At 61.6% G+C, this 23305-nt stretch carries 23 protein-coding genes; 15 read left to right on the forward strand and 8 right to left on the reverse strand.

Going from position 1 to position 23305, the window contains the following annotated elements; genetic code table 11:
* Window positions 1-107: 107 nt before the first annotated feature.
* The gene (locus tag CO670_RS05720; RefSeq protein ID WP_097589370.1) at window positions 108-2201 is read right to left on the reverse strand and encodes an ATP-binding protein; all 2094 of its coding nucleotides are present in this window, start codon (window positions 2199-2201) and stop codon (window positions 108-110) included.
* Window positions 2198-2938, reverse strand: coding sequence for a response regulator transcription factor (locus CO670_RS05725; RefSeq protein WP_097589499.1), 741 nt, complete (start codon window positions 2936-2938; stop codon window positions 2198-2200). Before CO670_RS05725 ends, CO670_RS05720 begins: the two co-directional genes overlap by 4 nt.
* Before the next feature lie 215 nt (window positions 2939-3153).
* Between CO670_RS05725 and CO670_RS05730 the strand changes: the two genes are divergently transcribed.
* The 13 genes from CO670_RS05730 to CO670_RS05790 all read left to right on the forward strand — a co-directional run bounded on the left by CO670_RS05730 (window position 3154) and on the right by CO670_RS05790 (window position 16633).
* Window positions 3154-4176, forward strand: a complete 1023-nt coding sequence (locus CO670_RS05730) for an ABC transporter substrate-binding protein (protein ID WP_097589371.1) — start codon at window positions 3154-3156, stop codon at window positions 4174-4176.
* Window positions 4177-4293: 117 nt separating this feature from the next.
* Window positions 4294-5322: an ABC transporter substrate-binding protein gene (locus tag CO670_RS05735; protein WP_097589372.1), complete on the forward strand. Its 1029-nt coding sequence runs from the start codon at window positions 4294-4296 to the stop codon at window positions 5320-5322.
* 68 nt (window positions 5323-5390) lie between these two features.
* Window positions 5391-7613 (forward strand): iron ABC transporter permease, encoded by a 2223-nt coding sequence (locus CO670_RS05740; RefSeq protein WP_097589373.1) that lies wholly within the window; start codon window positions 5391-5393, stop codon window positions 7611-7613.
* Window positions 7610-8671: an ABC transporter ATP-binding protein gene (locus tag CO670_RS05745; RefSeq protein WP_097589374.1), complete on the forward strand. Its 1062-nt coding sequence runs from the start codon at window positions 7610-7612 to the stop codon at window positions 8669-8671. Before CO670_RS05740 ends, CO670_RS05745 begins: the two co-directional genes overlap by 4 nt.
* 31 nt (window positions 8672-8702) lie before the next feature.
* Window positions 8703-9524 carry an inositol monophosphatase family protein gene (locus tag CO670_RS05750; protein WP_097589375.1) on the forward strand — a complete coding sequence of 274 codons (822 nt, stop codon included), beginning with the start codon at window positions 8703-8705 and terminating at the stop codon, window positions 9522-9524.
* A 325-nt stretch (window positions 9525-9849) separates the two neighbouring features.
* Window positions 9850-11172, forward strand: coding sequence for a sn-glycerol-3-phosphate ABC transporter substrate-binding protein UgpB (ugpB, locus tag CO670_RS05755; protein ID WP_097589376.1), 1323 nt, complete (start codon window positions 9850-9852; stop codon window positions 11170-11172).
* A 66-nt stretch (window positions 11173-11238) separates the two neighbouring features.
* Window positions 11239-12123 (forward strand): sn-glycerol-3-phosphate ABC transporter permease UgpA, encoded by an 885-nt coding sequence (gene ugpA / locus CO670_RS05760; protein ID WP_097589377.1) that lies wholly within the window; start codon window positions 11239-11241, stop codon window positions 12121-12123.
* Window positions 12124-12135: 12 nt separating this feature from the next.
* The gene (gene ugpE / locus CO670_RS05765; protein ID WP_097589378.1) at window positions 12136-12984 is read left to right on the forward strand and encodes a sn-glycerol-3-phosphate ABC transporter permease UgpE; all 849 of its coding nucleotides are present in this window, start codon (window positions 12136-12138) and stop codon (window positions 12982-12984) included.
* A gap of 1 nt (window position 12985) precedes the next feature.
* The gene (locus CO670_RS05770; protein WP_097589379.1) at window positions 12986-14032 is read left to right on the forward strand and encodes a sn-glycerol-3-phosphate import ATP-binding protein UgpC; all 1047 of its coding nucleotides are present in this window, start codon (window positions 12986-12988) and stop codon (window positions 14030-14032) included.
* 60 nt (window positions 14033-14092) lie between these two features.
* Window positions 14093-14842, forward strand: a complete 750-nt coding sequence (locus tag CO670_RS05775) for a glycerophosphoryl diester phosphodiesterase (protein WP_097589380.1) — start codon at window positions 14093-14095, stop codon at window positions 14840-14842.
* Between the two features lie 9 nt (window positions 14843-14851).
* Window positions 14852-15637, forward strand: coding sequence for a DeoR/GlpR family DNA-binding transcription regulator (locus CO670_RS05780; protein ID WP_097589381.1), 786 nt, complete (start codon window positions 14852-14854; stop codon window positions 15635-15637).
* Window positions 15634-16449 (forward strand): HAD-IIB family hydrolase, encoded by an 816-nt coding sequence (locus CO670_RS05785; RefSeq protein WP_097589382.1) that lies wholly within the window; start codon window positions 15634-15636, stop codon window positions 16447-16449. Before CO670_RS05780 ends, CO670_RS05785 begins: the two co-directional genes overlap by 4 nt.
* On the forward strand, window positions 16421-16633 hold the full coding sequence (locus CO670_RS05790; protein ID WP_097589383.1) for a DUF4113 domain-containing protein: 213 nt from the start codon (window positions 16421-16423) through the stop codon (window positions 16631-16633). The genes CO670_RS05785 and CO670_RS05790 overlap by 29 nt, the downstream gene beginning before the upstream one ends.
* A 190-nt stretch (window positions 16634-16823) precedes the next feature.
* On the opposite strand, the gene CO670_RS05795 is transcribed toward CO670_RS05790, so the two are convergent.
* Both CO670_RS05795 and CO670_RS32875 read right to left on the reverse strand, forming a co-directional pair.
* Window positions 16824-18197, reverse strand: coding sequence for an ISNCY family transposase (locus tag CO670_RS05795; RefSeq protein WP_097589384.1), 1374 nt, complete (start codon window positions 18195-18197; stop codon window positions 16824-16826).
* Between the two features lie 148 nt (window positions 18198-18345).
* The gene (locus CO670_RS32875) at window positions 18346-18498 is read right to left on the reverse strand and encodes a hypothetical protein (protein ID WP_176538875.1); all 153 of its coding nucleotides are present in this window, start codon (window positions 18496-18498) and stop codon (window positions 18346-18348) included.
* 151 nt (window positions 18499-18649) lie between these two features.
* Between CO670_RS32875 and CO670_RS05805 the strand changes: the two genes are divergently transcribed.
* Entirely contained in the window at window positions 18650-18883 is a 234-nt protein-coding gene (locus CO670_RS05805) for a hypothetical protein (RefSeq protein WP_245425750.1), read from the forward strand.
* Between the two features lie 46 nt (window positions 18884-18929).
* Here CO670_RS05805 and CO670_RS05810 read toward each other — a convergent pair whose 3' ends face one another.
* Window positions 18930-19961 (reverse strand): Atu2307/SP_0267 family LLM class monooxygenase, encoded by a 1032-nt coding sequence (locus CO670_RS05810; RefSeq protein ID WP_097589386.1) that lies wholly within the window; start codon window positions 19959-19961, stop codon window positions 18930-18932.
* A 172-nt stretch (window positions 19962-20133) separates the two neighbouring features.
* Window positions 20134-20535: a DoxX family protein gene (locus tag CO670_RS05815; RefSeq protein WP_097589500.1), complete on the reverse strand. Its 402-nt coding sequence runs from the start codon at window positions 20533-20535 to the stop codon at window positions 20134-20136.
* A gap of 200 nt (window positions 20536-20735) precedes the next feature.
* On the opposite strand from CO670_RS05815, the gene CO670_RS05820 reads away from it, so the two are divergent.
* Window positions 20736-21638, forward strand: a complete 903-nt coding sequence (locus CO670_RS05820) for a LysR family transcriptional regulator (RefSeq protein WP_097589387.1) — start codon at window positions 20736-20738, stop codon at window positions 21636-21638.
* 51 nt (window positions 21639-21689) lie between these two features.
* On the opposite strand, the gene CO670_RS05825 is transcribed toward CO670_RS05820, so the two are convergent.
* The gene (locus tag CO670_RS05825; RefSeq protein WP_097589388.1) at window positions 21690-22364 is read right to left on the reverse strand and encodes a 4-carboxy-4-hydroxy-2-oxoadipate aldolase/oxaloacetate decarboxylase; all 675 of its coding nucleotides are present in this window, start codon (window positions 22362-22364) and stop codon (window positions 21690-21692) included.
* 92 nt (window positions 22365-22456) lie between these two features.
* Entirely contained in the window at window positions 22457-23293 is an 837-nt protein-coding gene (locus CO670_RS05830) for an ABC transporter substrate-binding protein (RefSeq protein ID WP_097589389.1), read from the reverse strand.
* Window positions 23294-23305 lie beyond the last annotated feature (12 nt).

A 23305-nucleotide genomic window follows, 5' to 3' on the forward strand; every position in this document is an offset into this window, starting at 1 on the left:
GGATCGTCTTGGCGTGGTCAGCCAGCCGGTTCAATTGAGTTTTGACCTTCTTCATGTTGAGAGGTCGGGGCGTATTCGGTTCCTGACGAGCTGACGCGGAACCCAATTCACGCCGGAAACAGGAGTTCGACGACCGTTCCCTTGCCCGGCGCCGAGGCAATGCGAGCGTCGCCGCCGCTCTGGCGGACGAAGCCATAGACCACGGCCAGGCCGAGACCTGCGCCGCCTTCCGCATCGCGGGTTGTAAAATAGGGTTCGAAGGCCTTGTCGACGGCCTCGGGTGTCATGCCGATGCCGTCGTCCGTCACGCTGACGATCACACCCGCCTCGCTGCGGGAGCAGCGGATGAGGATCGTTCCGCCCTCCGGCATGGCCGCGGAGGCGTTGAGGCAGAGATTGAGGATCGATTGTTCGAAGAGCGCCGTGTCGATGAGAACGGTGGGCAGGCCGTCGGATATCTCGAAAGCAAGCCGGCATTTTTCGCCGATGGCAATTTCCAGCACATCGCCCATGCCGCGCAGCACCGAGCCGAGTTCTACCTCGCCAGGGTGGATCGGTTGCTGACTGCCGATGGAAAGCATGCTCCCGGCCAGCGACCTGCCGCGGTCGGCAGCCTTGCGGATGCGGGCGAGGTGCCGCTTTTGCCGGTCATTGAAGCCGGTTTCCCGCTCCAGCAGGCCGAGGCTGCCGGTGATGATGCCGATCATGTTGCCGACCTCGTGGCTCACCTGATGGGTCATGCGCATGATGCCGTCGAGGCGTTGGATCTTTGCTGCCTCCGCCTCCTGCCGGTCCATATCGGTGATATCGCGCGCCAGCAGCACGATGCCGCCGTCGGGTTGGCGCGATAGCGACACTTCCGTCACCCGCCCGGCGTCGGAGCGGTGACGCAGCACCGACCGGTCAGCGAGCAGGCCGGCGTCGTTCTCGGCCGGCAGGAGTGCCGGATCGATCTCCGGCAGCGGCGTCACGAAACTGCGGAGCGGCAATTTCCTGGCCGAACCGGACCAGCCTACCAGCTCGATGACACGGCGGTTCATGGTGATCGGCCGGCCGCGCGGATCGAACAGCGCGATGCCCTCGTTCATGCTGCGGAAGGTGGAGCGGATGGTGCGGGCGGCGGCCTCCGCCGTGCGCCGCAGCCGCGTCACGCGCTCGACGCTCTCGCGAAACGCGCGGAAGGCTTCGAGCAGGCGCACCAATTCGGTTTCGGTGCCGTCATAGCGCGGCGCATCGACATCCTTGCGCCCTTCCGCCAATGCGTTCATGCCGTTGGAAAGCGCGACGATGCCGCGGGAGACGCGCATGACGGAGCGGATGGATAGGATGGCCATTGCCAGCACCAGCAGCGAGGCGACGGCGACGATGACGAGGATGCGGCTCAAAGCGTCGGAGGTCGAGGCGAGATCGTCGCTGAGGCTGCGGGCCACGGCCTCGCTTTGCGTTTCCGTCGCGTGCGACAGATCACGCGAGACGTTATGAAGACGTGAGACGGCGGCGCGGATCGCGAACATTTCGAGGAGATAGCGCGTCTGCGCCTCAAAGACCCGTTCGTACGGAGCAAGCTCGGCCGCAGAAATTCGGATGTCCGGCGCGGCGCGTTCGAGTCGCGGAGCGGTTTCGGAGACATAGCGCCGACGCAATTCACCCAGTTGGAAGAGACTATCCGAATTGGAGGCGGATTGAACGATGGCGTTCAGCCGAATGCGGAAATCTGCATCCGCAACGCGGCTGCCGGTGGCGATCTCACCAAGCGCTGCCGCGGCCTCTGCCTTGTGCTGCTGGGCGGAATCCGCGTCACCTGCAAGCGCTGTTGTCTGCGTGCGGATCGTTTCCAGGAGCTCGACTATGCGGCTGCTCGCAAACCCCTTCACGACGGCCTCGCCGTTTTCCGGCTGCATGGCGCGCAGCAGGCTATCAACCTGCAGCACGACCGAGCGGCTTTCACTGGAGACGCGGTAGGGCGAGGTCGCATTCATCAGGAAGGGCGCGCTGGAGACGAGATCGGAAACCTGGCGAGAGACCAGCGAGGCTTTGGCGAGACTCGAGAACGCCTGCAGACCGTAGGCGGTCATCTCTTGGCGCGCCCGCTGCAAGCCGTAAACGGCAATCGTCGCCAGGCTGAAGACGAGAACGCAGATAAAGACGATGGCGAAGGGCAGGCGAAAGGCGATGGAGGAGAGGAACGGACGGCTGATCACGATACGATCTCGCCCTCGTCGGTGTCGAGAACATAGCCCTTGCCGCGGCGCGTCTTGATATGGCGTGGCAGGTCCGGATTGCGCTCGATCTTGCGACGCAGACGCAGCACGAGCACATCGACATTGCGGTCGATAAAGCGCTCGCTTTCGGCGCCCAGGCGGTCGAGGATATGGGCGCGGCTAACAGGCACGTTGGGCGTTTCGGCGAGGATTTCGAGCAGCGCGAACTCGGCGCTCGTGAGCGATTTGGCGGGGTCGGTGCGGCAGACGGCGCGGCGGCTCTTGAGGTCCACCGACCAGTCGCCGAGCTTCAGGGATGCGGGTTCGTGCTCCCGCTCGCTTTCCCGCTCGGGCTTCAGCGAGGGGATTGTCCGGCGCAGCACGGCCTTGATGCGGGCTGTCAACTCGATGGGTTCGAAAGGTTTGACGACATAGTCGTCAGCCGCCGTTTCGAGCCCGAGCACCCGGTCCGCGGCGCTGCCGGCAGCCGTCACCATGACGATGCCGAGGTTGGTCCGCGCGCGCAAGCGCTGCGCGAAGGTGCGGCCGGAGGTGCCGGGCAGATTATGGTCGACGAGCACGAGATGCACGGTTTCGCGCGAAAGCACGAGTGCAGCGTCCTCCGCCGAACGCGCAGTGAGCGGCGTCCAACCCTCCGCCTCCACGAGGTCGGAGATAAGCTCCGCCATGTCTGGATCGTCCTCGACGATCAGAATGCTGATCCTCTCATTCAACACATGCATGTCCTCCCGCATCCATTATAGGCAGGGCCGTCACGATCTTCAAAGCGGGCTCGTGTTATGCGCTTTGTCACATTTGTAACCTTTGTCATTTTTGCGATGGCGATTCCGCTCCGGCTGTAAGAACCGTAACCATTCTCAGGTTGCGCAAGGCGACAGATCTGACATCCTGACTGCGGAGATTGGGACGCAAGGTCCAATGGGAGGAAATCGTGAGAGGCATCATCGCTTTCAGCGCGATGGCGGCTTTGTGGCTGGCGAGCGCCGGTACCGGCACAGCTGCCCCGTCACTCACCGTTCTGTGCGGTGTGGACGAGATGTGGTGTGCCGCGATGAAGACGGCCTATGAGGCGAAGACCGGCCTCGAAATCTCGATGACCCGCAAGAGCACCGGCGATATCCTTAATCAGATCCGCGCGGAGAAAGCAGCGCCTACCGTCGATGTCTGGTGGGGCGGCACGGGCGACACGCATCTGCAGGCCGGTTCTGAAAATCTTCTCGAACCTTACCAGCCGGCCCATGAGCGCGACATGCTGCCCTGGGCACAGAACTTCTTCGCCATGTCCGGTGGCCGCTCGGCCGGCATCTATGCCGGGGCGCTCGGTTTCGCCTACAATGCCGATCTGCTGCGCGAACTGAAGCTGCCGGCGCCGAGCTGCTGGAAGGACCTGACGGATATCGCCTATCGCGGCCGCATACAGAGCGGCAATCCGAATTCGTCCGGGACAGCCTTCACCACGCTTGCGACGCTGGTTCAGCTCTTCGGCGAGGACGAGGCTTTCCGTTATCTCGCTGCGCTCAACCGCAATATCGAACGTTACACCCCCTCGGGATCTGCGCCCATCAAGGCGGCGGCGCGCGGAGAAACGCTCATCGGCATTTCCTTCATGCATGACGCCGTCACACAGAAGCAAACGGGCTCTCCTCTCGTCATCGTCGCCCCCTGCGAGGGAACCGGCTACGAGATTGGCGCCGTAAGCATCGTCAAAGGCGCCAGGAACATCGAAGAAGCAAAGCACTTCGTCGATTTCGCGCTGAGCCCGGAAGGGCAGGGTACGGGTGCGGCGTCCGGCCAGAACCAGGTGCCATCCAACGCGAAATCCACGCTGCCGCTGGCAGCCCCTGACATTTCGATGATCAAGATGGTGGATTATGACTTCGCCACCTTCGGCTCGCCGGAAGAACGAAGTCGACTGCTCCACAGGTTCGATGCGGAAATCGCCGCAACGAACTGATCGAGCCCTTTAAGCAAAACGCAATCCGAAACCATGAACGCGCCGCTGCGGGCAGCCGATGGCCCCGCTGTGTCCTGTTCACGCGAAGAATCAACCAAGGCAACAGGAGGATGCCCGATGAAACTCAAGACCCTTACCCTCATGCTCTTCGCCGGCTCGGCGCTCGGTGCGCTGCCCGCACAGGCGGCTGGCGAATTGAATCTCATCTGCTCGGCCGACGTCGTCATCTGCGAGCAGATGAAGGGCGATTTCGAGAAGGCGCATAACGACATCAAGGTGAACATGGTTCGCCTCTCGTCCGGCGAGACTTATGCCAAGGTGCGCGCCGAGGCCCGCAACCCGAAGACCGACATCTGGTGGGCCGGTACGGGCGACCCCCATCTTCAGGCGGCGTCGGAAAATCTGACGCTGGAATATAAGTCGCCGAAGCTCGATGAGCTCAACGACTGGGCGAAGAAGCAGGCTGAAAGCTCCGGCTACAAGACGGTCGGCGTCTATGCCGGCGCGCTCGGCTGGGGCTACAACACGGAAATCTTCAAGTCCAAGGGCTACAAGGAGCCGGTCTGCTGGGCCGACCTTCTGGCGCCGGAACTGAAGGGCGAAATCCAGATCGCCAATCCCAATTCCTCCGGCACCGCCTACACGGCGCTCGCCTCGCTGGTGCAGATCATGGGCGAGGATCAGGCCTTCGACTACCTGAAGAAACTGAATGGCAATATCTCGCAATATACCAAGTCGGGCTCGGCACCCGTTAAGGCGGCTGCACGCGGCGAGACGGCGCTCGGCATCGTCTTCGTGCACGACGCGGTGGCGCAGACGGCGGAAGGTTTCCCGGTCAAGTCGATCACGCCCTGCGAAGGCACCGGCTATGAGATCGGCTCCATGTCCATCATCAAAGGCGCGCGCAATCTCGACAATGCGAAGACCTGGTACGACTGGGCGCTGACGGCAGAGGTCCAGTCCCGCATGAAGGATGCCAAATCCTTCCAGCTGCCTTCCAACAAGAGTGCGGTAATCCCGAAGGAGGCGCCGCGCTTCGAGGACATCAAGCTGATCGACTACGACTTCAAGACCTATGGCGACCCGGCAAAGCGCAAGGAACTGCTGGAACGCTGGGATCGCGAAATCGGCGCCGCCGCCAACTGATGGCCTGACCGGCGGCGCCTGTCTCTCCAGGCGCCGCCTCCCTAAACTCAAAGACAGCGAGGTCAGCCATGAAACATGGCAATCGCAGGCTGGACATGGTCCTGATCCTGGGCGCGGTCGCATTGACCCTATTGCCCTGGTATCGGATCGAGAACGGCTTCTTCGGATTCGGTTGGCTGGCCGGTTTCCCCTTTTCCCCAGAGGCTGCCCCGGGCCTCGTGCAGATATTCGCGCATGGCCGGCCGTGGCTTGCCGGTGCGCTCGTGCTCCTCCTCCTGGCGCTCGCCGCCCGCGGCATGGCAGACCCGATGCGCCGTAGCGCCGTGCTGGCCTCGACCGGCGCGATCGGTGTCCTCTTCCTCTCGTTCCAGGGCCTCGCTATCGGCTTTTCCGGCTGGACCTGGACGGTGAGCGACACTCTCTTCGGCCCGCTTTCGAATGGCCAGCCCTCCATGGGGGCGGGCGCGGTGCTCTCCGCTATCACCTTCGTGCTGCTCTTCGCCTTCGGCCTTGCCGAGCGCGGCGTCATGAAGGGAGATGCCTTCGTGGTCAGCGCGATTGCGTTGCTCGTCTTCCTTGTCGCGGTCTTCGTCTTCTACCCGATCGGCAGCATGTTCGTCGGTTCGGTGCAGGATTTCGACGGTTCGTTCAATGCGGCCAACTTCATCCGCAATATTCAGGATCCGAGCATCTGGAGCCTCAACTGCGTGATCGGCGCCGGTCGCTGCGGTGTCGCCTGGCGCACGCTGTGGCTCGCCATCATGACCGGCCTCGGCTCGACCCTGCTCGGCCTTGCCTTCGCGCTCGTCGCCACCCGCACGCGCTTTCCCTTCAAGAAGGGCCTGCGACTGCTGACGATCCTGCCGATCATTACGCCGCCCTTCGTCATCGGCCTGGCGCTTACATTGCTCTTCGGCCGTGCCGGCGTCGTCACTCAAGGCCTGTCAAGCCTGTTCGGCATCGAGCCCGGCCGCTGGCTTTACGGCCTCACCGGCATCTGGATCGCGCAGGTTCTATCCTTCACGCCGATCTCCTTCCTCGTGCTGATCGGCGTCGTCGAGGGTGTCAGCCCGTCGATGGAGGAGGCGTCCACGACGCTGCGCGCCGGCCGCTGGCGCACGTTCTGGCGGGTGTCGCTGCCGCTGATGAAGCCCGGTCTCGCCAACGCCTTCCTCATCGGCTTCATCGAAAGCATGGCCGATTTCGGCAATCCGCTGGTGCTCGGCGGCAGCCATGGCGTGCTCTCGACGGAAATCTTCTTCGCCGTCGTCGGTTCGCAGAACGACCCCTCGCGCGCCGCCGTGCTCGCCATGGTTCTGCTCGCCTTCACGCTCTCCGCCTTCCTTGCCCAGCGCGTCTGGCTGTCGGGCAAGAACTTTGCCACCGTCACCGGCAAGGGCGACAGCGGATCGCATATCGCCCTGCCGCGCGGGCTGGCGATCGGCGTCCACGCGCTGGTCATCCCGTGGATCGTCTTCACGCTCGTTATCTACGGCATGATCCTGATCGGCGGCTTCGTGAAGACCTGGGGGCTGGATAATTCGCTGACGCTCGACCACTACGCCAAGGCCTTTTCGATCAGCTTCGAAAACGGGATTGCCTGGACGGGCGTCGCCTGGAACTCGTTCTGGACAACGATGGAGATCGCGCTGATCTCCGCCCCTCTGACCGCCGCCGTCGGTCTGCTGACCGCCTACATCATCGTGCGCCAGAAATTTGCTGGCAAGAATGCCTTCGAATTCGCCCTGATGATGAGCTTTGCCATTCCCGGCACGGTCATCGGCGTCAGCTATATCATGGCCTTCAACCTGCCGCCGCTCGAAATGACCGGCTCGGCGCTGATCCTGATCGCCTGCTTCGTCTTCCGCAACATGCCGGTCGGCGTGCGCGGCGGCATTGCGGCGATGAGCCAGCTCGACAAGAGCCTGGACGAGGCCTCGCTGACGCTCCGGGCCAACAGCTTCCGCACGATCCGCAAGGTCATTCTGCCGCTCTTGCGCCCCGCCATCACCGCCGCGCTCGTCTATTCCTTCGTGCGCGCCATCACCTCCATCAGCGCCGTCATCTTCCTCGTCAGCGCCGAATACAACATGGCGACCTCCTACATCGTCGGCCTCGTCGAGAACGGCGAATACGGCGTGGCGATCGCCTATTCCTCCATGCTGATCGTCGTGATGATCACCGTTATCGCCGGCCTTCAGCTCATCGTGGGCGAGCGGCGCTTGCGCCGTGAAAACCGCGTCGCCGGCCTCGCCACCTCCGCTTCCTCTCGTCAGGAGAAAATCGCATGATCAACCAGAAAGCCGGTTCCGTCGTCTTCCAGAACGTGCGCAAGACGTTTGGCGCCTTCACGGCCATCCCGGACCTCTCGCTCACCATCGAGCCCGGCACGCTCGTCACCCTGCTCGGCCCCTCCGGCTGCGGCAAGACGACGACGCTGCGCATGCTCGCCGGCCTCGAACATCCCTCGGCTGGAAAGATCCTCATTGGCGGCAAGGACGTCACCATGCTGCCGGCCAATGAGCGCGATGTCTCGATGGTCTTCCAGTCCTATGCGCTGTTTCCGCATATGAATGCGCGCGACAATGTCGCCTATGGCCTGGAATCCTCCGGTCTCAGCCGCAAGGAGGCGCGGGAAAAGGCGGAAGAGGGGCTGGCGCTCGTCGGCCTTGCCGGCATGGGCCATCGCCTTCCCGCCGAACTCTCCGGCGGCCAGCAGCAGCGCGTCGCCGTCGCCCGTGCGCTGGTACTGGAGCCGCAGGTGCTGCTGCTCGACGAGCCGCTCTCCAACCTCGATGCGCGCCTGCGCCGCAAGGTGCGTACGGATATCCGTGCGCTGCAGCAACGGCTCGGCTTCACGGCCGTTTATGTCACGCACGATCAGGATGAGGCTCTGGCAGTGTCCGACCGCATCATCGTCATGAAGGATGGCGAGATCGCCCAGTCCGGCACGCCGCGCGAGCTTTACGAAGCGCCGGCATCGTCCTTCATCGCCGACTTCATGGGAGAAGCCAATGTCATCCCTTGCGAGGTGATCGGCATCGAAGGTACGGAGGCGCTCATCCGCGTGGCGGGGGTGCACCACCGCCTGCCGGGGCGCGGCGCAAAACCCGGCATGGCGAAACTTGCCGTCAGGCCCGGTTCGATCGCGATCGCGGCACCCGGTCAGCAGGGTCTGGCGGGGCGGGTTCTCCACAGCGCCTATCTCGGGGGGCATGTCGAATATGAGATCGAAACCGATGTCGGAACGCTCTTCATCATCGACCATGCCGTCGAAAGAAACCTTCCGCCATCGAGCGATGTCACCCTCGGATTCGAAAACCGCGGCATCGCCCTTATCGCTGCCTGAACTATTGGAATGCAAATAAAAGGATAGAAGTATGACTGTGCATGACACGGATCTCGAGCGGCGCTTCAGTTTGGCAAAATCCCTTGCCGAGGAAGCCGGCGCGCTTGCGCTCGATTATTTCAACAAGCGCGAGAGCCTCGTGATCGAGACGAAGCGCGACCTGCAGGATGTCGTGTCGATTGCGGACCGCGACGTCGAGACCTTCTTGCGCGAGCGGGTTGCCGCGGCAATTCCCGAGGACGGCTTCCTCGGAGAGGAGTTCGGCCATCAGGAGGGAAGCTCGGGCTATACCTGGGTCGTCGATCCAATCGACGGAACCTCGCCCTTCGTCAACGGCATGCCGACCTGGTGCGTTTCGATCGCCGTCCTGCATGGCGGCTTGCCCGTCATCGGCGTGATCAAGGTGCCCTGCGCCAGCGAGCTATATGCTGCTGCTCAGGGCCGCGGCGCAAACCTCAACGGGACGATGCTCGGGCTCGATCCCTCCCGCACGATACAGAACGCGATGACGGGCATCGGCTGCAATAGCCATGTGGCTCCGGACCGCGTCGGCTCCATCATAGCGGCACTGCTTGAGAGCGGCGGCAACTTCATTCGCAACGGTTCGGGAGCGCTGATGCTGGCCTATGTGGCTGCGGGCCGCCTGGTCGGTTATTACGAGCCGCATATGCGGGCCTGGGACTGCATGGCCGGCTACTGCCTGGTCAAGGAGGCCGGAGGCGAATACCTGCCCTTTTCGACAGAGGGAGACGCTCTGCTGAAGGGGCAGCCTGTCCTCGCGAGCAACATTTCGGCCTATTCGGAACTGTTGAGGATCCATTATCTGAATGGCGGCGAAGGGTCCCGATCATAGAGAGGGTAGGCGGCAGGGCGAACCTGCCGCTTCACCCGGACCGGCTCCCACTGTGCAATTTCCGCGTCAGGACAGATAAGCGCATTTCCGCGCTCGACTGACACAAGACTTTCATTTGAACATTGTATCGAAGCATTTGAGCGGCTGACGGCAAAATCCGAACATGCCGATCACGCTGTGACGCCGAGCAGCTGCTCCGGGCGCAGTATACGCGCATTCCATATGTTCATTTGAACATTCCGTTGTTGCAAAGTGAAACTCGGCTGCTACCATTGCCGCGCGTCTGGAGCGGGAGGCTGCGGACCGAGAGAAAGTGGGAGTGACCATGAATAAGATCGCTTTTTTCCTGTCCGCAGGATTGACCAGCCTGTCCTTGTCCGTTCCGGCGATGGCCGCCACGAAGATCCAGTGGTGGCATGCAATGGGGGGCGAGAACGGCGCGAAGCTTGAGCAAATCGCCAAGGGGTTCAACGCGTCTCAGTCCGATTATGAAATCGTGCCGGTCTATAAGGGCACTTACGACGAGACCCTGACGGGCGCCATTGCTGCTTTCCGCGCCAATCAGCAGCCCGCCATTGTGCAGGTCTACGAAGTCGGCACCGGCACGATGATGGCGGCCCAGGGCGCCATTTATCCGGTCTACCAGCTGATGAAGGACGAAGGGGAGCCTTGGGACCAGAACAATTTCATTGCGCCGGTCGTGGGTTACTACTCCGACACCAGCGGCAATGTCTTGTCCCTGCCGTTCAACTCCTCCACGCCGATCCTGTATTACAACAAGGACGTGTTCAAGAAGGCCGGGCTTGATCCGGAGACGCCGCCGAAAACCTGGGCGGATGTGGAAGCCTTTTCGCGCACGATCATGAAGTCGGGCGCCGCAAAATGCGGGTTCACCAGCGCCTGGATTTCATGGATTCAGACCGAAAATCTCAATGCCCTGCACGACAAGCCTTACTCAACCAAGGCGAACGGTTTCGGCGGACTGGATGCGGAATTCACCTTCAACAACGATCTGACGGTCCGCCATTGGGGGAACCTGAAGAAGTGGCAGGATGAAGGGCTTTTCAAATTCGGCGGACCTGTCGGCGGCGATAACGCCCCTCCGATGTTCTATTCGCAGGAATGCGCGATGTATATGAATTCGTCGGCCGGCCGGGCTGGCGTCATCAACAACGCCAAGAATTTCAAGGTCGGCTTTGCGCCGCTTCCCTATTATGACGACGTCATCGCGCAGCCGCTCAATTCGATCATCGGCGGCGCCACGCTCTGGACGCTGAAGGGCCGCCCGGAAGAGGAATATAAGGGTGTGGCAAAGTTCTTCACCTATCTGCAGAAGCCGGAAGTTCAAGCCGACTGGCATCAATTCTCGGGCTATCTGCCGATCACCGAGGCTGCCTACAAGCTGAGCCAGGAGCAGGGATATTACGACAAGAATCCCGGCGCGGATGTCGGCATCAAGCAGTTGACGAGGGTCACGCCGACCGAAAATTCAAAGGGTATCCGGTTCGGCAATTACGTGCAGGTCCGCGGCATCATCGACGATGAATTCGCGGCGCTGCTGGGCGGCAAGAAGACCGCGAAGGAAGCGATCGATTCCGTTGTCGCGCGCGGCAACGAGCAGCTTCGCGATTTCGAATCCGCCAATTAAGGGCTCGATTGTAGGGCAGGGGCCGGCGGTGCCGGCCCCTGCCGCTCCATCAGTCAGCGAGGGCCCATGCAAACCAAACGGACCGTCTTTCCCAACAAGGTCTTGCCTTATCTGCTTATTGCTCCCCAGATCCTGATAACCGTCGTTTTCTTTCTCTGGCCAGCCGCAACCGCCTTCTGGCAATCATTCCTTCGCCAGGACGCTTTCGGTTTCAAAACGAACTTCGTCTGGTTTCAAAACTATCGCCGGCTCTTTGCCGATCCGCTCTATATGGATGCGTTCGGCCATACCCTGGTCTTTGCCGTTCTGGTGACGGTCTTGTCCACCGCGATCGCACTCATTCTGGCCGCTGCGGCCATGCGTGTGCTGCGCGCGTCCCGCCTTTATTCGACCTTGCTGATCTGGCCTTACGCCGTCGCGCCTGCGATCGCCGGCATACTCTGGTGGTTCATGTTCAACCCCTCGATCGGCATCGTCGCCTATATGCTGCGTAGTCTGGGGGTCAGCTGGAACCATCTGGTCAACCCGAACGATGCGATGGTCCTGATCGTCATCGCCGCCACCTGGAAACAGATTTCCTATAACTTTCTGTTCTTCCTGGCCGCGCTGCAATCCGTGCCGCGTTCGCTTCAGGAAGCGGGTGCCATCGATGGCGCCGGGCCGGTAAAGCGTTTCTGGACGATCGTCTTCCCGTTGATCTCGCCGACCACCTTCTATCTGGTCGTCATCAACATCGTTTACGCGATGTTCGATACCTTCGGCATCGTTCATGCGACGACGCAGGGCGGACCGGCGCGGGCCACGGAAATTCTCGTCTACAAGGTTTACTTCGACGGCTTCATCGGCCTCAACCTCGGCTCCTCGGCGGCGCAGTCGGTCATACTCATGCTGATCGTTATTGCTCTGACTGCGATCCAGTTCCGCTTCATCGAACGCCGCGTGCAATATTGAGGAGCGTCAAAGGTGGTTGAAAATCGTCCTTTCCTGAATGTCCTGGCTCACCTCGTCCTGATCCTCGGCGTCGCGATCGTGGTCTTCCCGGTCTATATAGCCTTCATCGCCTCGAGCCACGGCCCGAACGACTTTCTGTCCGGCGTCGTGCCGCTGGTGCCGGGACCGCACCTCATCGAGAACTACTCGACCATGCTGTCCTCGGGAATGACAAGCTCCGGCGCGCCGCCGATCGGGCCGATGATGATCAATTCATTGATCATGGCCGTCGGTGTCGCGGTCGGCAAGATTGCCATTTCCATCCTCTCCGCCTTCGCCATCGTCTATTTCCGGTTTCCTTTTCGCACGCTCGCCTTCTGGATGATCTTCATCACCCTGATGCTTCCGGTCGAGGTGCGCATCGTGCCGACCTACAAGGTGGTCGCCGACCTTGGAATGTTGAACAATTATAGCGGGCTCATCATCCCGCTGATCGCATCGGCAACCGCGACCTTCCTGTTTCGTCAGTTCTTTCTCACCGTCCCTGACGAACTGATGGAGGCCGCGCGCGTCGATGGCGCGGGACCGCTGAAATTCTTCCGCGACATCCTGCTGCCGCTCTCGGTGACCAACATCGCCGCCCTGTTCATCATCCTGTTCGTGCTGGGTTGGAACCAGTATCTGTGGCCTCTGATCGTCACCACCGATCAGAGCCTCTACACCGTCGTGATGGGTATCCAGCGCATGGCGGCGGTCGCCGATGCCGAGCCGAGATGGAATCTCGTCATGGCAGCGGTCATCCTCGCCGCCTTGCCGCCCGTCCTCGTCATCGTCGCCATGCAACGCCTTTTCGTTAAAGGCCTGGTCGAAACGGAGAAATGAAATGGCCACGATCAATATCGTCGACGTCAAGAAAAGCTACGGTTCCGTTCCCGCTGTCAAAGGCATCAATCTGGCTGTCGCAGACGGCGAATTCATCGTGCTCGTCGGCCCTTCCGGCTGCGGCAAATCAACCTTGCTTCGCATGATCGCCGGATTGGAGTCGATCACCGAGGGCCAGGTCGAGATTGCCGGCCGCAACGTCAACAAGGCGGAGCCGGCAGAGCGCGACATTGCCATGGTCTTCCAAAACTATGCGCTTTATCCGCATATGACGGTGCGCGGAAATCTGGAATATGGTTTGAAGAACCGCGGTACGGCTCGCGCCGAGATCGACCGCCGCGTCAAGGAGGCGGCCGACATCCTCGAAATCGGGCCGATGCTCAATCGCAAGCCTCGCGAATTGTCGGGAGGACAACGCCAGCGCGTCGCGATGGGGCGTGCCATCGTGCGCGAACCGGCGGCGTTTCTTTTCGACGAGCCGCTGTCCAATCTCGATGCCAAGCTGCGGGTGCAGATGCGGGTGGAAATCCGCAGGCTGCAACGCCGCCTGAAGACCACCAGCATCTACGTCACCCATGACCAGCTCGAAGCCATGACGCTTGCCGACAGGCTCGTCGTCATGAACGGCGGTCTGGTCGAACAGGTGGGAACGCCGGTCGAGGTCTATGACCGTCCGGCAAGCCTGTTCGTTGCCGGCTTCATCGGCTCTCCGCCGATGAATCTGGTGCCGATCGAGGTGTTCAATGCGGCCGAGGCCGGGCGAAGCCTCGCTTTGCCCGAAGGAACGGATATGGTCGGACTTCGGCCGGATGCGCTGCTCGTCGAAAAGCCTGCCGAGCCCTCCATCCGCCTGAATGCGATCGTCGAATTGCTCGAGCCGATCGGCGGAGAAAGCCATCTGCATGTCAGATTGGGCGAGAGCCAGCAGACGATCGTGCTGACCGTTCAGGGGCGGCCGGATTTTGCCGAGTCCGCCAGAATCGATGTCTTTGCCCGCATCGATCAGATGCACCCTTTCAACAGCAGGACCGGAAGGCGGACGGACTGAGGTGCGGCCATAGCCCTCCAACATGTTCAGGCCTCAAGACGTGACGAAAGAGACGAGACAATGACAAGATCAGAGCAGCGATCCGGGCCCGGCCGTAGCGAGGTTCAGGCGCATCGGGGCGCATCGGCCGTCGCGCCGGAAAACACGATCGCCGCTTTTCGGGCGGCGGCTGAGCAGGGGGCCGAATGGGTCGAGTTGGATGTCGCGCTTCTCGGCGACGGAACGGCCGTCGTCATTCACGACGCGTCGGTCGATCGCTGCTCTTCATCGAAGGGCAACCTCGGCGACCTCACCAGATCCGATCTCGACAAGATCGACGCGGGCGCGTGGTTCGCTCCCCGCTTCAAAGGCGAACCCTTGCCCATGCTTGCCCAGGCCGTGTCTGCCTTGGGGGAACTCGGGCTTAATGCCAATGTCGAGATCAAGCAGCACCCGCATCACAAATCGCTCGACCAGCTGGTCAAAACCGTTGATGACCATCTTCGGGCACGCGCGGCGCAGACTGAGATCATGATATCGAGCTTCGATGCTGCGGCGCTGAAGCGCATGCACGAAATCAACCCAAGCTACGAGCTCGCCATGCTGTGGAGCAAAGTGCCGGATGACTGGAGAGAGGTGCTCCGATCGATTCCGGCGAAGACGGTTCATCTTGGCTACAAGTCCCTCAGCATCGGCTTTCTCGAAGAGGCGGTGCGTCACGGCATCAAGGTTCGCGCCTGGACCTCCAACGATCCTGTAGAGCTCGCATCTTTTTGGCATGCCGGCTTGACCGGTGTGATAACAGACGACCCAAATGTCTATCTCTCGTAAGGAATAGCAATGGGGAGCCGGGTCATATCGAGCCGACAACGCGAAATACTGGCGCTGATCGAAACGGAAGGCGTCCAGTATATCGATGAGCTGGCGCGCCGGTACGACCTGACGACCCAGACGATCCGGCGCGATATCAATGCGCTCTGCGATCTCGGGCATGCCCGCCGCTTTCACGGTGGCGTCGATGTGCCGGTCGAAGGCAGCAACATTTCGCTCAACGCCCGCGCCCAGCTCAACCGGCGCGCCAAGCGGCAGATCGCCAAGCGGGTTGCTGCCGATATCGGCCCGGATGCGACGGTGTTTCTGGGGATCGGCAGCACCGTCCAGTTCGTTGCCGAGGCTTTGCGCGATCATCAGGGGCTGCGGGTCATCACCAACAATATCCATGTCGCCCTAACGCTGTGCGAGTCTCCCGGTGTCGAAGTCCATCTCACCGGCGGGCTGCTGCGTCATGACGACCGTGACGTCGTGGGCACTGACGTGATCAAGTTCGTTGAGAAATTTTACGCGACCCATGCGGTCGTCGGGGCCGGCGCGCTCAGCCCGCTGAACGGCCTGATGGACTTCAGCTATGCCGAAGCGCAGATCACCAATGCGCTGCTCGAGAATGCGCAGACGCGCGTTCTGGCCGCCGACGTCAGCAAATGGACGCGCCATGCGAGCGTGCGCGTTGCGCCCTTCAACAAGATCACCCGCTTTTACACCGATCGGCTGCCGGCCGATGCATCTGTCGCCGGCGTGCTCGCTGAAAGCAGCATGCAGGTGGTGACCTGCGGCGAGGAGACGATATGACCTTCGTAGATCTGGCGCCATCCGCGATTGAGTTGCAGCATGTGCGTTATCTCTTCACCGATATCGACGATACGCTGACGACCGAGGGGAAGCTTCTGCCGCAGACCTATAACGCCCTTTGGGATCTCAGCCGCGCCGGCGTTGCCATCGTTCCGGTTACGGGCGGTTCGGCCGGGTGGTGCGAACACATCGTCCGTGCCTGGCCGGTTGCCGCGGTGATCGGCGAAAGCGGCGCTTATTCCGTTACGCGCCGCAGCGGCGAGGTTGTTTTCGACTATTGGGAGGACGGCGCTCTGCAGGCCGAGCGTCAACGCCGGCATCTCCAGGCGATCGAAAATCTGATTTCGAAAAAAGGCGGCACGTTCAAGCTTGCCCATGACCAGGTGTTTCGTCTGGCCGACGTGGCGATCGACATTCACGGGCAGGATGCGCATGCCGTCGAGGAACTGGCCTGCGATATCAGGGCAATGGGCGCAACCGTCGCCATCAGCTCCATCCACATCAACACCTGGATCGGCGACTACGACAAACGCGCCATGAGCGAACGCCTCTTGACCGCCATGTTCGGCGTCGATCCCGCAGAATTGCCTTCCGTCACGGCGTTCGTCGGCGATTCTCGAAATGATGCGCCGATGTTTGGTTTCATCCCGAACTCTTTCGGCGTCAGCAACATCGTTCCTATACTTCCGCATCTGCAGCATGCGCCGAAATGGATCTCCGCCCAGCCCGCGGGGCTCGGCTTCGCCGACATTGCCAGGACGATCCTGAACGCCAGAGCCACAGATGGGCTTGCCGCAAATTTTCCTGGTTAGCGGCAGCCCTGCATCTCTCGGCAGCTATCGAAGCGCATGCGGTTATCGCGCCATAAGCCGGACGCTCATCCTTGCGAGCGAAGGCTTCAGGTGTCCGTTCGAGACCAAGGCGAACATGAGATCGCCGCGATACACGATCCGCCTTACCGATCTTCCAGTCGTTCGCGGATATTGTGATCCATGATCGAACATCAGTACCGCTGTGGCGTAGAAGTTAAAATGTCCGGATGTTTGCAAAGTAGAAATGTCACTTTGGTCTGCATCCGGCAGGCCGATCAGCCCCGATCTGAGCGGCTGGTCCGGGTTGCAGGATCAGATCGGGGCGGGTGAGGGGCACCCTTCGGCTTTAGCTTTGAGACGATGCGATTGATGCCTCACTCCGCAGCATCGCGCTTTGCCAGCGCCGCTTTACGGCGTTCGATCACCGCCGGATCGTTCATGAAATCCTTCCGCCGTCCCGGACCGCGAGCCCGGCGCACATAGCCGTTCTTCTCGCTGTTGGTCTTCACATCCGGCTTCGACTGCTGGTCCTGGCGCTCCTTGATATAAGCCAGAACGTCGCCGAGCCGCTTGTTCTCGGTGATCGCCGCATGCGTCACCCGCTGGTCCTTGTCGAACACCTTGTAGGGCAGGGAGTGTCCCTTCCACCGTACATCGAGCCGGCCGTCCGCATAGGCATAGGTCTCGACATAACGACCAGCCAATCCGCGCGTCATGTCGCTCTCCTCCAGCATGATCCGCTTGCGCTCAAACGAAAACGTCAGCTGCGCCCCGACGTAGCGCTGCTCGCGTTTGCACAGGATCTCCTTTAACCGATCCGGGGCCAGATTCATCGGCCGGTGCAGGTCGCCGGCTCGGGCAGGGACGAGCGCAAACCGCGCATTGTGGTGCTCCATGAAGCCAGGCAGGAACGCATTGCCTGCCTCCATGTCGTCGATGCCCGCCAGCCGCAATTCCTTGACCAGCCGATCCTGCAGCGTCCGGTTCATCCGCTCGACACGGCCTTTGGCCTGGCTTGAGTTTGCGCAAAGAATCTCGATGTTTAGCTCTGAAAGCGCCCGCCCGAACTGGGTCATGCCCTGGCCACCCTTGGCATCCTTCTTCGCCACCCGGAACACCGAGTGCTTGTCGGAATAAAACGCGATCGGCGCTCCGTGGTGCTTCAGATAAAGCTCCAGTGCGTCGAAATAGCTGAAGGCGCTTTCCGAGCGCACGAAGCGCAGCTGCATCAATCTGCCCGTCGCATCATCGACGAACACCAGGAGCGAGCACGGATCTCCACGATCTTCGAACCAGCGATGTTCGGACCCGTCGATCTGTACCAGCTCGCCATAGGCCTCGCGTCGAAATCGCGGCTGATGAAACGTCCGCCGCTGCTTGCGTGACAGCCAAAGTCCGGCCTCCGACATCCCACGACGCAGCGTCTCGCGCGACACCCGCAATCCATCGCGCTCGGCAAGTTTCTCGGCCGCCAGCGTCGGACCGAAGTCCGCATAACGTTCGCGAACCAGCGTCACCGCATAATCCCGAATGCCGTCGCTGATCCGGTTGTTCGACGGCCGGCCGATCGCCTTATGGCGGATCGACGCCGCGCCGCCAGTCCGAATCCGCTCTACCAGCCGCCGCACCTGGCGCTCGCTCAGGTCAAGCACATGCGCCGCCGACACCAGCGTCATCCGGCCGGCGATCACCTTCGACAGAACCTCGATCCGCTGCAGATCACGCTCGCTCATCGCAATCAATCCCATCTGCAATCTCCCACGCCATCAAACGCGGGGAGAATGACATTCCAACTTTGCAGAAACAGGACACTTCAACTTTGCGGCTACATAAAAATGAGGCGTAATCCATATTATGGAACATTCCGATGTGATCTCGCAACGGCGAGCGGAATGATCACGCTGCGCTCGACGTTCCCCTATGGGCGCTTTCGATGGTTTGACCCAGCTCGAAGAGCCTGAATCTCTCGTGGAGGCGCTCCGCTTCCCCCGACAGCGCCGCGGTACTGGCCGAGGCTTCTTCGACCATGGCGGCGTTTTGCCGGGTCATGTGATCCATCGAGCGCACGGCGGAGTTCACCGACGAGATACTTGCAAATTGCTCCTGGGACGAATTCGCGATTGCGCTGACCCGCTGGTACATATCGTTGACGTAACGGTCGATCTCCCGAAGCGTTTCGCCGCTCTCGGTAACGAGAAAGATGCCCGAATTGACATCGGTGTTGGATGTATTGATCAGGGCGGTGATCTACTTTGCCGCCATTGCCGACCTCGCGGCCAGGCTGATCACCGCCTCGCTCTGCCATCCTTTGGAAAAGATGTCTCAGGAACTGATCGAAGTGATGCTGCGGCGTCTCGAGGCCAAGGACACCGCGTCGATCGAACAGCGCATCCTGCCCTTCGATATCCTCACACCGGAGAGCATATGGACGTAAAGCGACATGATGAACTCACGCCGTGGCTCAAATTTCCGCTCGCATATCAGACGGCGCGGCGCAGCAATGGCGCCACCTCGGTGCCGAGCAGTTCGATCGAACGCTGCATCGCTTCCGTTTCGAGCGCGGCGGTGCTCATCTGAAAGGTGACGCGGGAAAGTCCTCCCAGGGTTTCGTTGGCGGCGAGGACTTTTTCGGTGACTGTTTGTGGGTTGCCGATCAGGAAAGCTCCGGGGGGGCCGCACATCGCGTCGAATTGGCTGCGCGACGGCGGCAGCCAGCCTCGCTCCTTCCCGGCCTCAGTGAACATCTGCAGCCAGCCGGGAAAGAAGGCATCCTTGGCAGCTTCGTCGGTATCGGCGACGAAGCCCATCGCGTGCAGGCCGACTTTCTGTTTTTCGGGAGGGTGGCCGGCGCTTACCCATGCCCGCCGATAGAGATCGACGAGCGGCCGGAAGCGCTCGAAATTGCCGCCGATGACGGCGACCATCAGCGGCAGGCCGAGCGTGCCGGCGCGGACGAAGGATTCCGGCGTGCCGCCGACGCCGAGCCAGATCGGCAGGCGCTCCTGGTGCGGGCGGGGATAAACGCCCTCGCCGTTGAGGGATGGCCGGAAACGGCCCTGCCACGCGATACGCGGTACGTCATTGAGCTTGAGAAGGAGATCGAGCTTTTCGACGAACAGCGCGTCGTAATCCCTGAGGTCGTAGCCGAAGAGCGGATAGGCATCGATGAAGGAGCCCCGCCCGACCACCAACTCCGCCCGTCCCCTGGATATGAGGTCGAGGGTGGCGAATTCCTGGAACAGGCGTACCGGGTCGGCGGCACTCAATACCGCGACGGCGCTCGTCAGCCGGATGTTCCTGGTGCGCGCGGCGGCGGCGGCGAGAATGACGGCAGGCGCTGAATCGAGCGCATTCTCCCGGTGGTGCTCGCCCATGCCGAAGACGTCGAGGCCGACACGATCGGCGGTCTCGACCTCCGCCAGGACGGTTTCCATGCGATCGCTCGCCGATTGAGACCGTCCCGACTTCGGATCGGTGACGAGCATCGCAAAACTGTCGATACCGATTTCCAAGGTTCGCTCCTTCCAGCTCAATAGGAACTGCCGGTGCGCTGCGGTTCGGGCCAGCCGAGCGATTGGCCGAACTGCGTCGTGTGGCATCCGGCAGCGGAAAGGCAAGCAAGCAGGAGGATGGTGAAGCGGAACATTGGTACCTCGGAAAACAGGGTTGATACGACGCTTCGGTTCAGCGGAGTGCGTCGAGGATGGTCGCGAAGGTGCGGCGGTGCAGCCAGGCAATCGTGCCGGTGATCAGGAGCAGCAGGATTGCCGGCACCGGGCTGCCGCCGATGACGAAGAGATGGGTCAAGACGGCGAAGACCATGGTCACGGCGAGCAGCAGGGCGCCGAATGCAGCGGTCGCCGGAACCAGCAAGGCAATCGCGCCGGCGACCTCTACGGCGCCCGTAAAGACGCGGAACCATTGGCCGGCGCCGATCTGGTCGAAGATCGCGATCATCATCGGCACGCCGGCAAGCTTGGCGCCACCGGCAGCCAGAAACGCGGCAGCGGCGAGACCGCGCAGACTCCAGGAAATGACCTTTGCCGTTTTGTTCGCGGCAGCCGATGGCGCTGATGTGGACTGCATTTGACAACCTTTCTGTGCCGCCGGGTAAGGCGCGACTGTGTCGTTCAAGTTGGCCCGGTCGATGGTTTCCGGGCAGCGGCGTTTCGATGCCATGATCTCAGCCATCTGAAAAGTCGTTATTTTCCGAGATAATCTATCGGCTCATCCGATACTGCGATATGGCTTGACGAGACGCTGCATCGACGTCACTGGAGTTCGCCATGCTGGATGGTTTGTCGCTTGATCAATTGCGGACCTTCATCGCCGCCGCCAATGAGGGCAGCTTTTCCGCCGCCGCGCGCAAGCTCGGGCGGGCGCAATCGGCGGTCAGCGAGCTGGTCCGCAGCCTGGAGATCCAGCTCGGCGTCGACCTTTTCGATCGCAGCGGCCGCTATCCGCAACTGACGGCATCGGGCAATATGCTGCTTGCGACCGCCCGCGAGGTCATCGCCAAGGTCGATGCCTTCAAGTCTCAGGCAAAGGGAATGGCTGCGGGGTTGGAACCGGAGCTATCAGTCGTCATCGACGTCTTTTTCCCCATTCACGTGATCGCCGAGGCGGCCAAGGATTTTCGGCAGCAATTTCCCGATGTGCCGCTCCGGCTGTTCGTGGAGGCGCTCGGCGGCACCGTTCAGCCGGTGCTCGATCAGCGGGCGAATTTCGGCATCGTGGGTTCGTTGCCCGCCATGCCGCCCGGCGTCGTCACGGAACCGCTCGCCGGCGTGATGTTCCTGGTCGTTGCGGCGGCGGATCATCCGCTTGCGGCGATCGAAGGAACGATTTCGAGAGCCGAACTCGCCAAGCACGTCCAACTGGTGCTGACCGATCGAACGGATCTGTCGAAAGGACGGGAGTTCGGCGTGATGTCGCCCCAGACCTGGCGGCTGGCCGATCTCTTCGCCAAGCACACTTTCCTGATCAACGGGCTTGGCTGGGGCGGCATGCCCTCCCACGCCGTCCGGACGGATATCGAGGCCGGACGTCTGGTGGAGCTGACGGTGGAGGATATTCCCGCAGGCGGACTGAGACTGCCGATGTCGGCAGCCTATCGCTCGGATGGCCCGCCGGGACCGGCTGGGCGATGGCTGATCGAGCGGCTGAAGATCTGCTCCGGCGCCAGGTAGCGAAATCTTTCCGCTGGCGCTCTTCGCTTCCTCCGGGCCGCCGACGCCGTTTCAAATATCCACGACGAGGCCCTTGGCCTTCAGCACCGGTTCCAGATTGCTGACCTCGATGACGGACTTGCCCGCCTTGTAGGCAGCGATATAGCCGGCTTCGGCGTCTTCACGAGCCTGCGAGAGCCTGGCGGCTTCCCGCACTTCCTGTCTGCGCACGACCACGAGGCCGTCGGCATCGCCGACAATGATATCGCCGGGATTGATGGTTTCGCCGCCGACGATGACCGGATCGTTCACCGCCGCAATGGTTTCCTTCACCGTTCCCTTGATGCAGACGCTGAGCGAGAAGACGGGAAAACCGAGTTCCCTGAGCTGCAGCGTATCGCGCACGCCGGTGTCGGTGACGAGACCGCCGATGCCCTTTGCAAGGCAGGCATTGGCAAGCACATCGCCGAAGGACCCGGCCTCTTCATATTCGCCCGCCGAGACGACGATGATATCGCCGGGCTTCGCATAATTGATGGCGAGCTGCAGCATGATGTTGTCGCGCGGCGCGCATTTCACGGTGAAGGCCGGACCGCACAGCTTCATGCGGTAGTCGACGGGCTTCAGGCGGGAGGAAAGCGCGCCGCGGCGGCCCTGCGCTTCATGGATCGTTGCCGGCGAAAATTTGGAAATGGCCTCGATATCGGCTTTGGCAGGCCGCTCGGTGATATCTTTTATATGGATCATGGATGCCTCACATCGTTGGTCGGCGGCGGGCATGCCCCGCCGCCTGATTTCGTTTGGAAATCGTCACTGGATGACGTTGAGGCCGGCCGGCCTTACGGGATCGGGTCGAACTTCAGCTCGGACAGCGGCACGACCTTATCGGTGCGGGTCATCTTGTATTCGGTATTCGGGCCGAGCCACTTGTCCCAGATCTTGTTGATCTCGCCGGACTCGTCGAGCTTGTGCAGGATTTCGTTGATCTTGGCCGTGAGCTTCGGCTGATCCTTGGCCATGCCGATGCCGATCGGCTGGTAGAGCATCGGCTCCTCGATCATCCGCATTTCCTTGCCCTTGCTCTTCGATTCATTGACGAACTTGGTCGTCGTCATGGTGTTGGCCACCATGCCGCGCGCCTTGCCCTGCTGGACGGCGAGATAGGCCGAGGCGGTGTCCTGGAAGGTCAGCGGTTCGGATTTGTTGAGCTTGATCGACATTTCCGAGGTCGAGCCCTTGGTCGAGGCGATGCGGTGGCCGGCATAATCGGCCTTTTTCTTGCCGGCGTCGTCGGCCGGCACGATCAGCATTTCCTTGGCGAGATAATAGGGATCGCTGAACTGGATCTGTTCGGCGCGGCTCAGCGTATAGGCAAGATTGGCGACGGTGATGTCGACGCGGCCAAGCTTGACCTCGGGCACGCGGGCTTCCACCGAAACCGGCTTGATTTCAGCCTTGACGCCCAATTCCTTGGCGATGGCGCCGCAGAGATCGACGTCGAAACCGGCCATTTCGCGGGTCTTCGGATCGGGAGAGGCGAAGGGAGGAACGTCGGCGAAAGTCGCGCAGCGCAGGGTCTTGGCCGACATGATGGTGTCGAGCTGATCGGCTTTCGCGGGCAAGGCTGCCGCCATGCCGGCAAATGCGACGGTGAGGCTCAGGTATTTCCAGTTCATTGCTGTTCTCCT

This window comes from Rhizobium sp. J15, from assembly GCF_002531825.1.
In the GTDB taxonomy this organism is placed as follows: Bacteria; Pseudomonadota; Alphaproteobacteria; order Rhizobiales; family Rhizobiaceae; genus Rhizobium.

What these genes read in the sequence shown, in the direction of transcription:
- CO670_RS05735 (WP_097589372.1), top strand. Translation starts at nt 4,294, where the DNA reads ATGAAACTCAAGACCCTTACCCTCATGCTCTTCGCCGGCTCGGCGCTC.
- CO670_RS05740 (WP_097589373.1), top strand. Translation starts at nt 5,391, where the DNA reads ATGAAACATGGCAATCGCAGGCTGGACATGGTCCTGATCCTGGGCGCG.
- CO670_RS05745 (WP_097589374.1), top strand. Translation starts at nt 7,610, where the DNA reads ATGATCAACCAGAAAGCCGGTTCCGTCGTCTTCCAGAACGTGCGCAAG.
- CO670_RS05750 (WP_097589375.1), top strand. Translation starts at nt 8,703, where the DNA reads ATGACTGTGCATGACACGGATCTCGAGCGGCGCTTCAGTTTGGCAAAA.
- ugpB (WP_097589376.1), top strand. Translation starts at nt 9,850, where the DNA reads ATGAATAAGATCGCTTTTTTCCTGTCCGCAGGATTGACCAGCCTGTCC.
- ugpA (WP_097589377.1), top strand. Translation starts at nt 11,239, where the DNA reads ATGCAAACCAAACGGACCGTCTTTCCCAACAAGGTCTTGCCTTATCTG.
- CO670_RS05770 (WP_097589379.1), top strand. Translation starts at nt 12,986, where the DNA reads ATGGCCACGATCAATATCGTCGACGTCAAGAAAAGCTACGGTTCCGTT.
- CO670_RS05775 (WP_097589380.1), top strand. Translation starts at nt 14,093, where the DNA reads ATGACAAGATCAGAGCAGCGATCCGGGCCCGGCCGTAGCGAGGTTCAG.
- CO670_RS05780 (WP_097589381.1), top strand. Translation starts at nt 14,852, where the DNA reads ATGGGGAGCCGGGTCATATCGAGCCGACAACGCGAAATACTGGCGCTG.
- CO670_RS05785 (WP_097589382.1), top strand. Translation starts at nt 15,634, where the DNA reads ATGACCTTCGTAGATCTGGCGCCATCCGCGATTGAGTTGCAGCATGTG.
- CO670_RS05790 (WP_097589383.1), top strand. Translation starts at nt 16,421, where the DNA reads ATGGGCTTGCCGCAAATTTTCCTGGTTAGCGGCAGCCCTGCATCTCTC.
- CO670_RS05795 (WP_097589384.1), bottom strand. Translation starts at nt 18,197, where the DNA reads ATGGGATTGATTGCGATGAGCGAGCGTGATCTGCAGCGGATCGAGGTT.
- CO670_RS32875 (WP_176538875.1), bottom strand. Translation starts at nt 18,498, where the DNA reads ATGACCCGGCAAAACGCCGCCATGGTCGAAGAAGCCTCGGCCAGTACC.
- CO670_RS05805 (WP_245425750.1), top strand. Translation starts at nt 18,650, where the DNA reads ATGCCCGAATTGACATCGGTGTTGGATGTATTGATCAGGGCGGTGATC.
- CO670_RS05815 (WP_097589500.1), bottom strand. Translation starts at nt 20,535, where the DNA reads ATGCAGTCCACATCAGCGCCATCGGCTGCCGCGAACAAAACGGCAAAG.
- CO670_RS05820 (WP_097589387.1), top strand. Translation starts at nt 20,736, where the DNA reads ATGCTGGATGGTTTGTCGCTTGATCAATTGCGGACCTTCATCGCCGCC.
- CO670_RS05825 (WP_097589388.1), bottom strand. Translation starts at nt 22,364, where the DNA reads ATGATCCATATAAAAGATATCACCGAGCGGCCTGCCAAAGCCGATATC.
- CO670_RS05830 (WP_097589389.1), bottom strand. Translation starts at nt 23,293, where the DNA reads ATGAACTGGAAATACCTGAGCCTCACCGTCGCATTTGCCGGCATGGCG.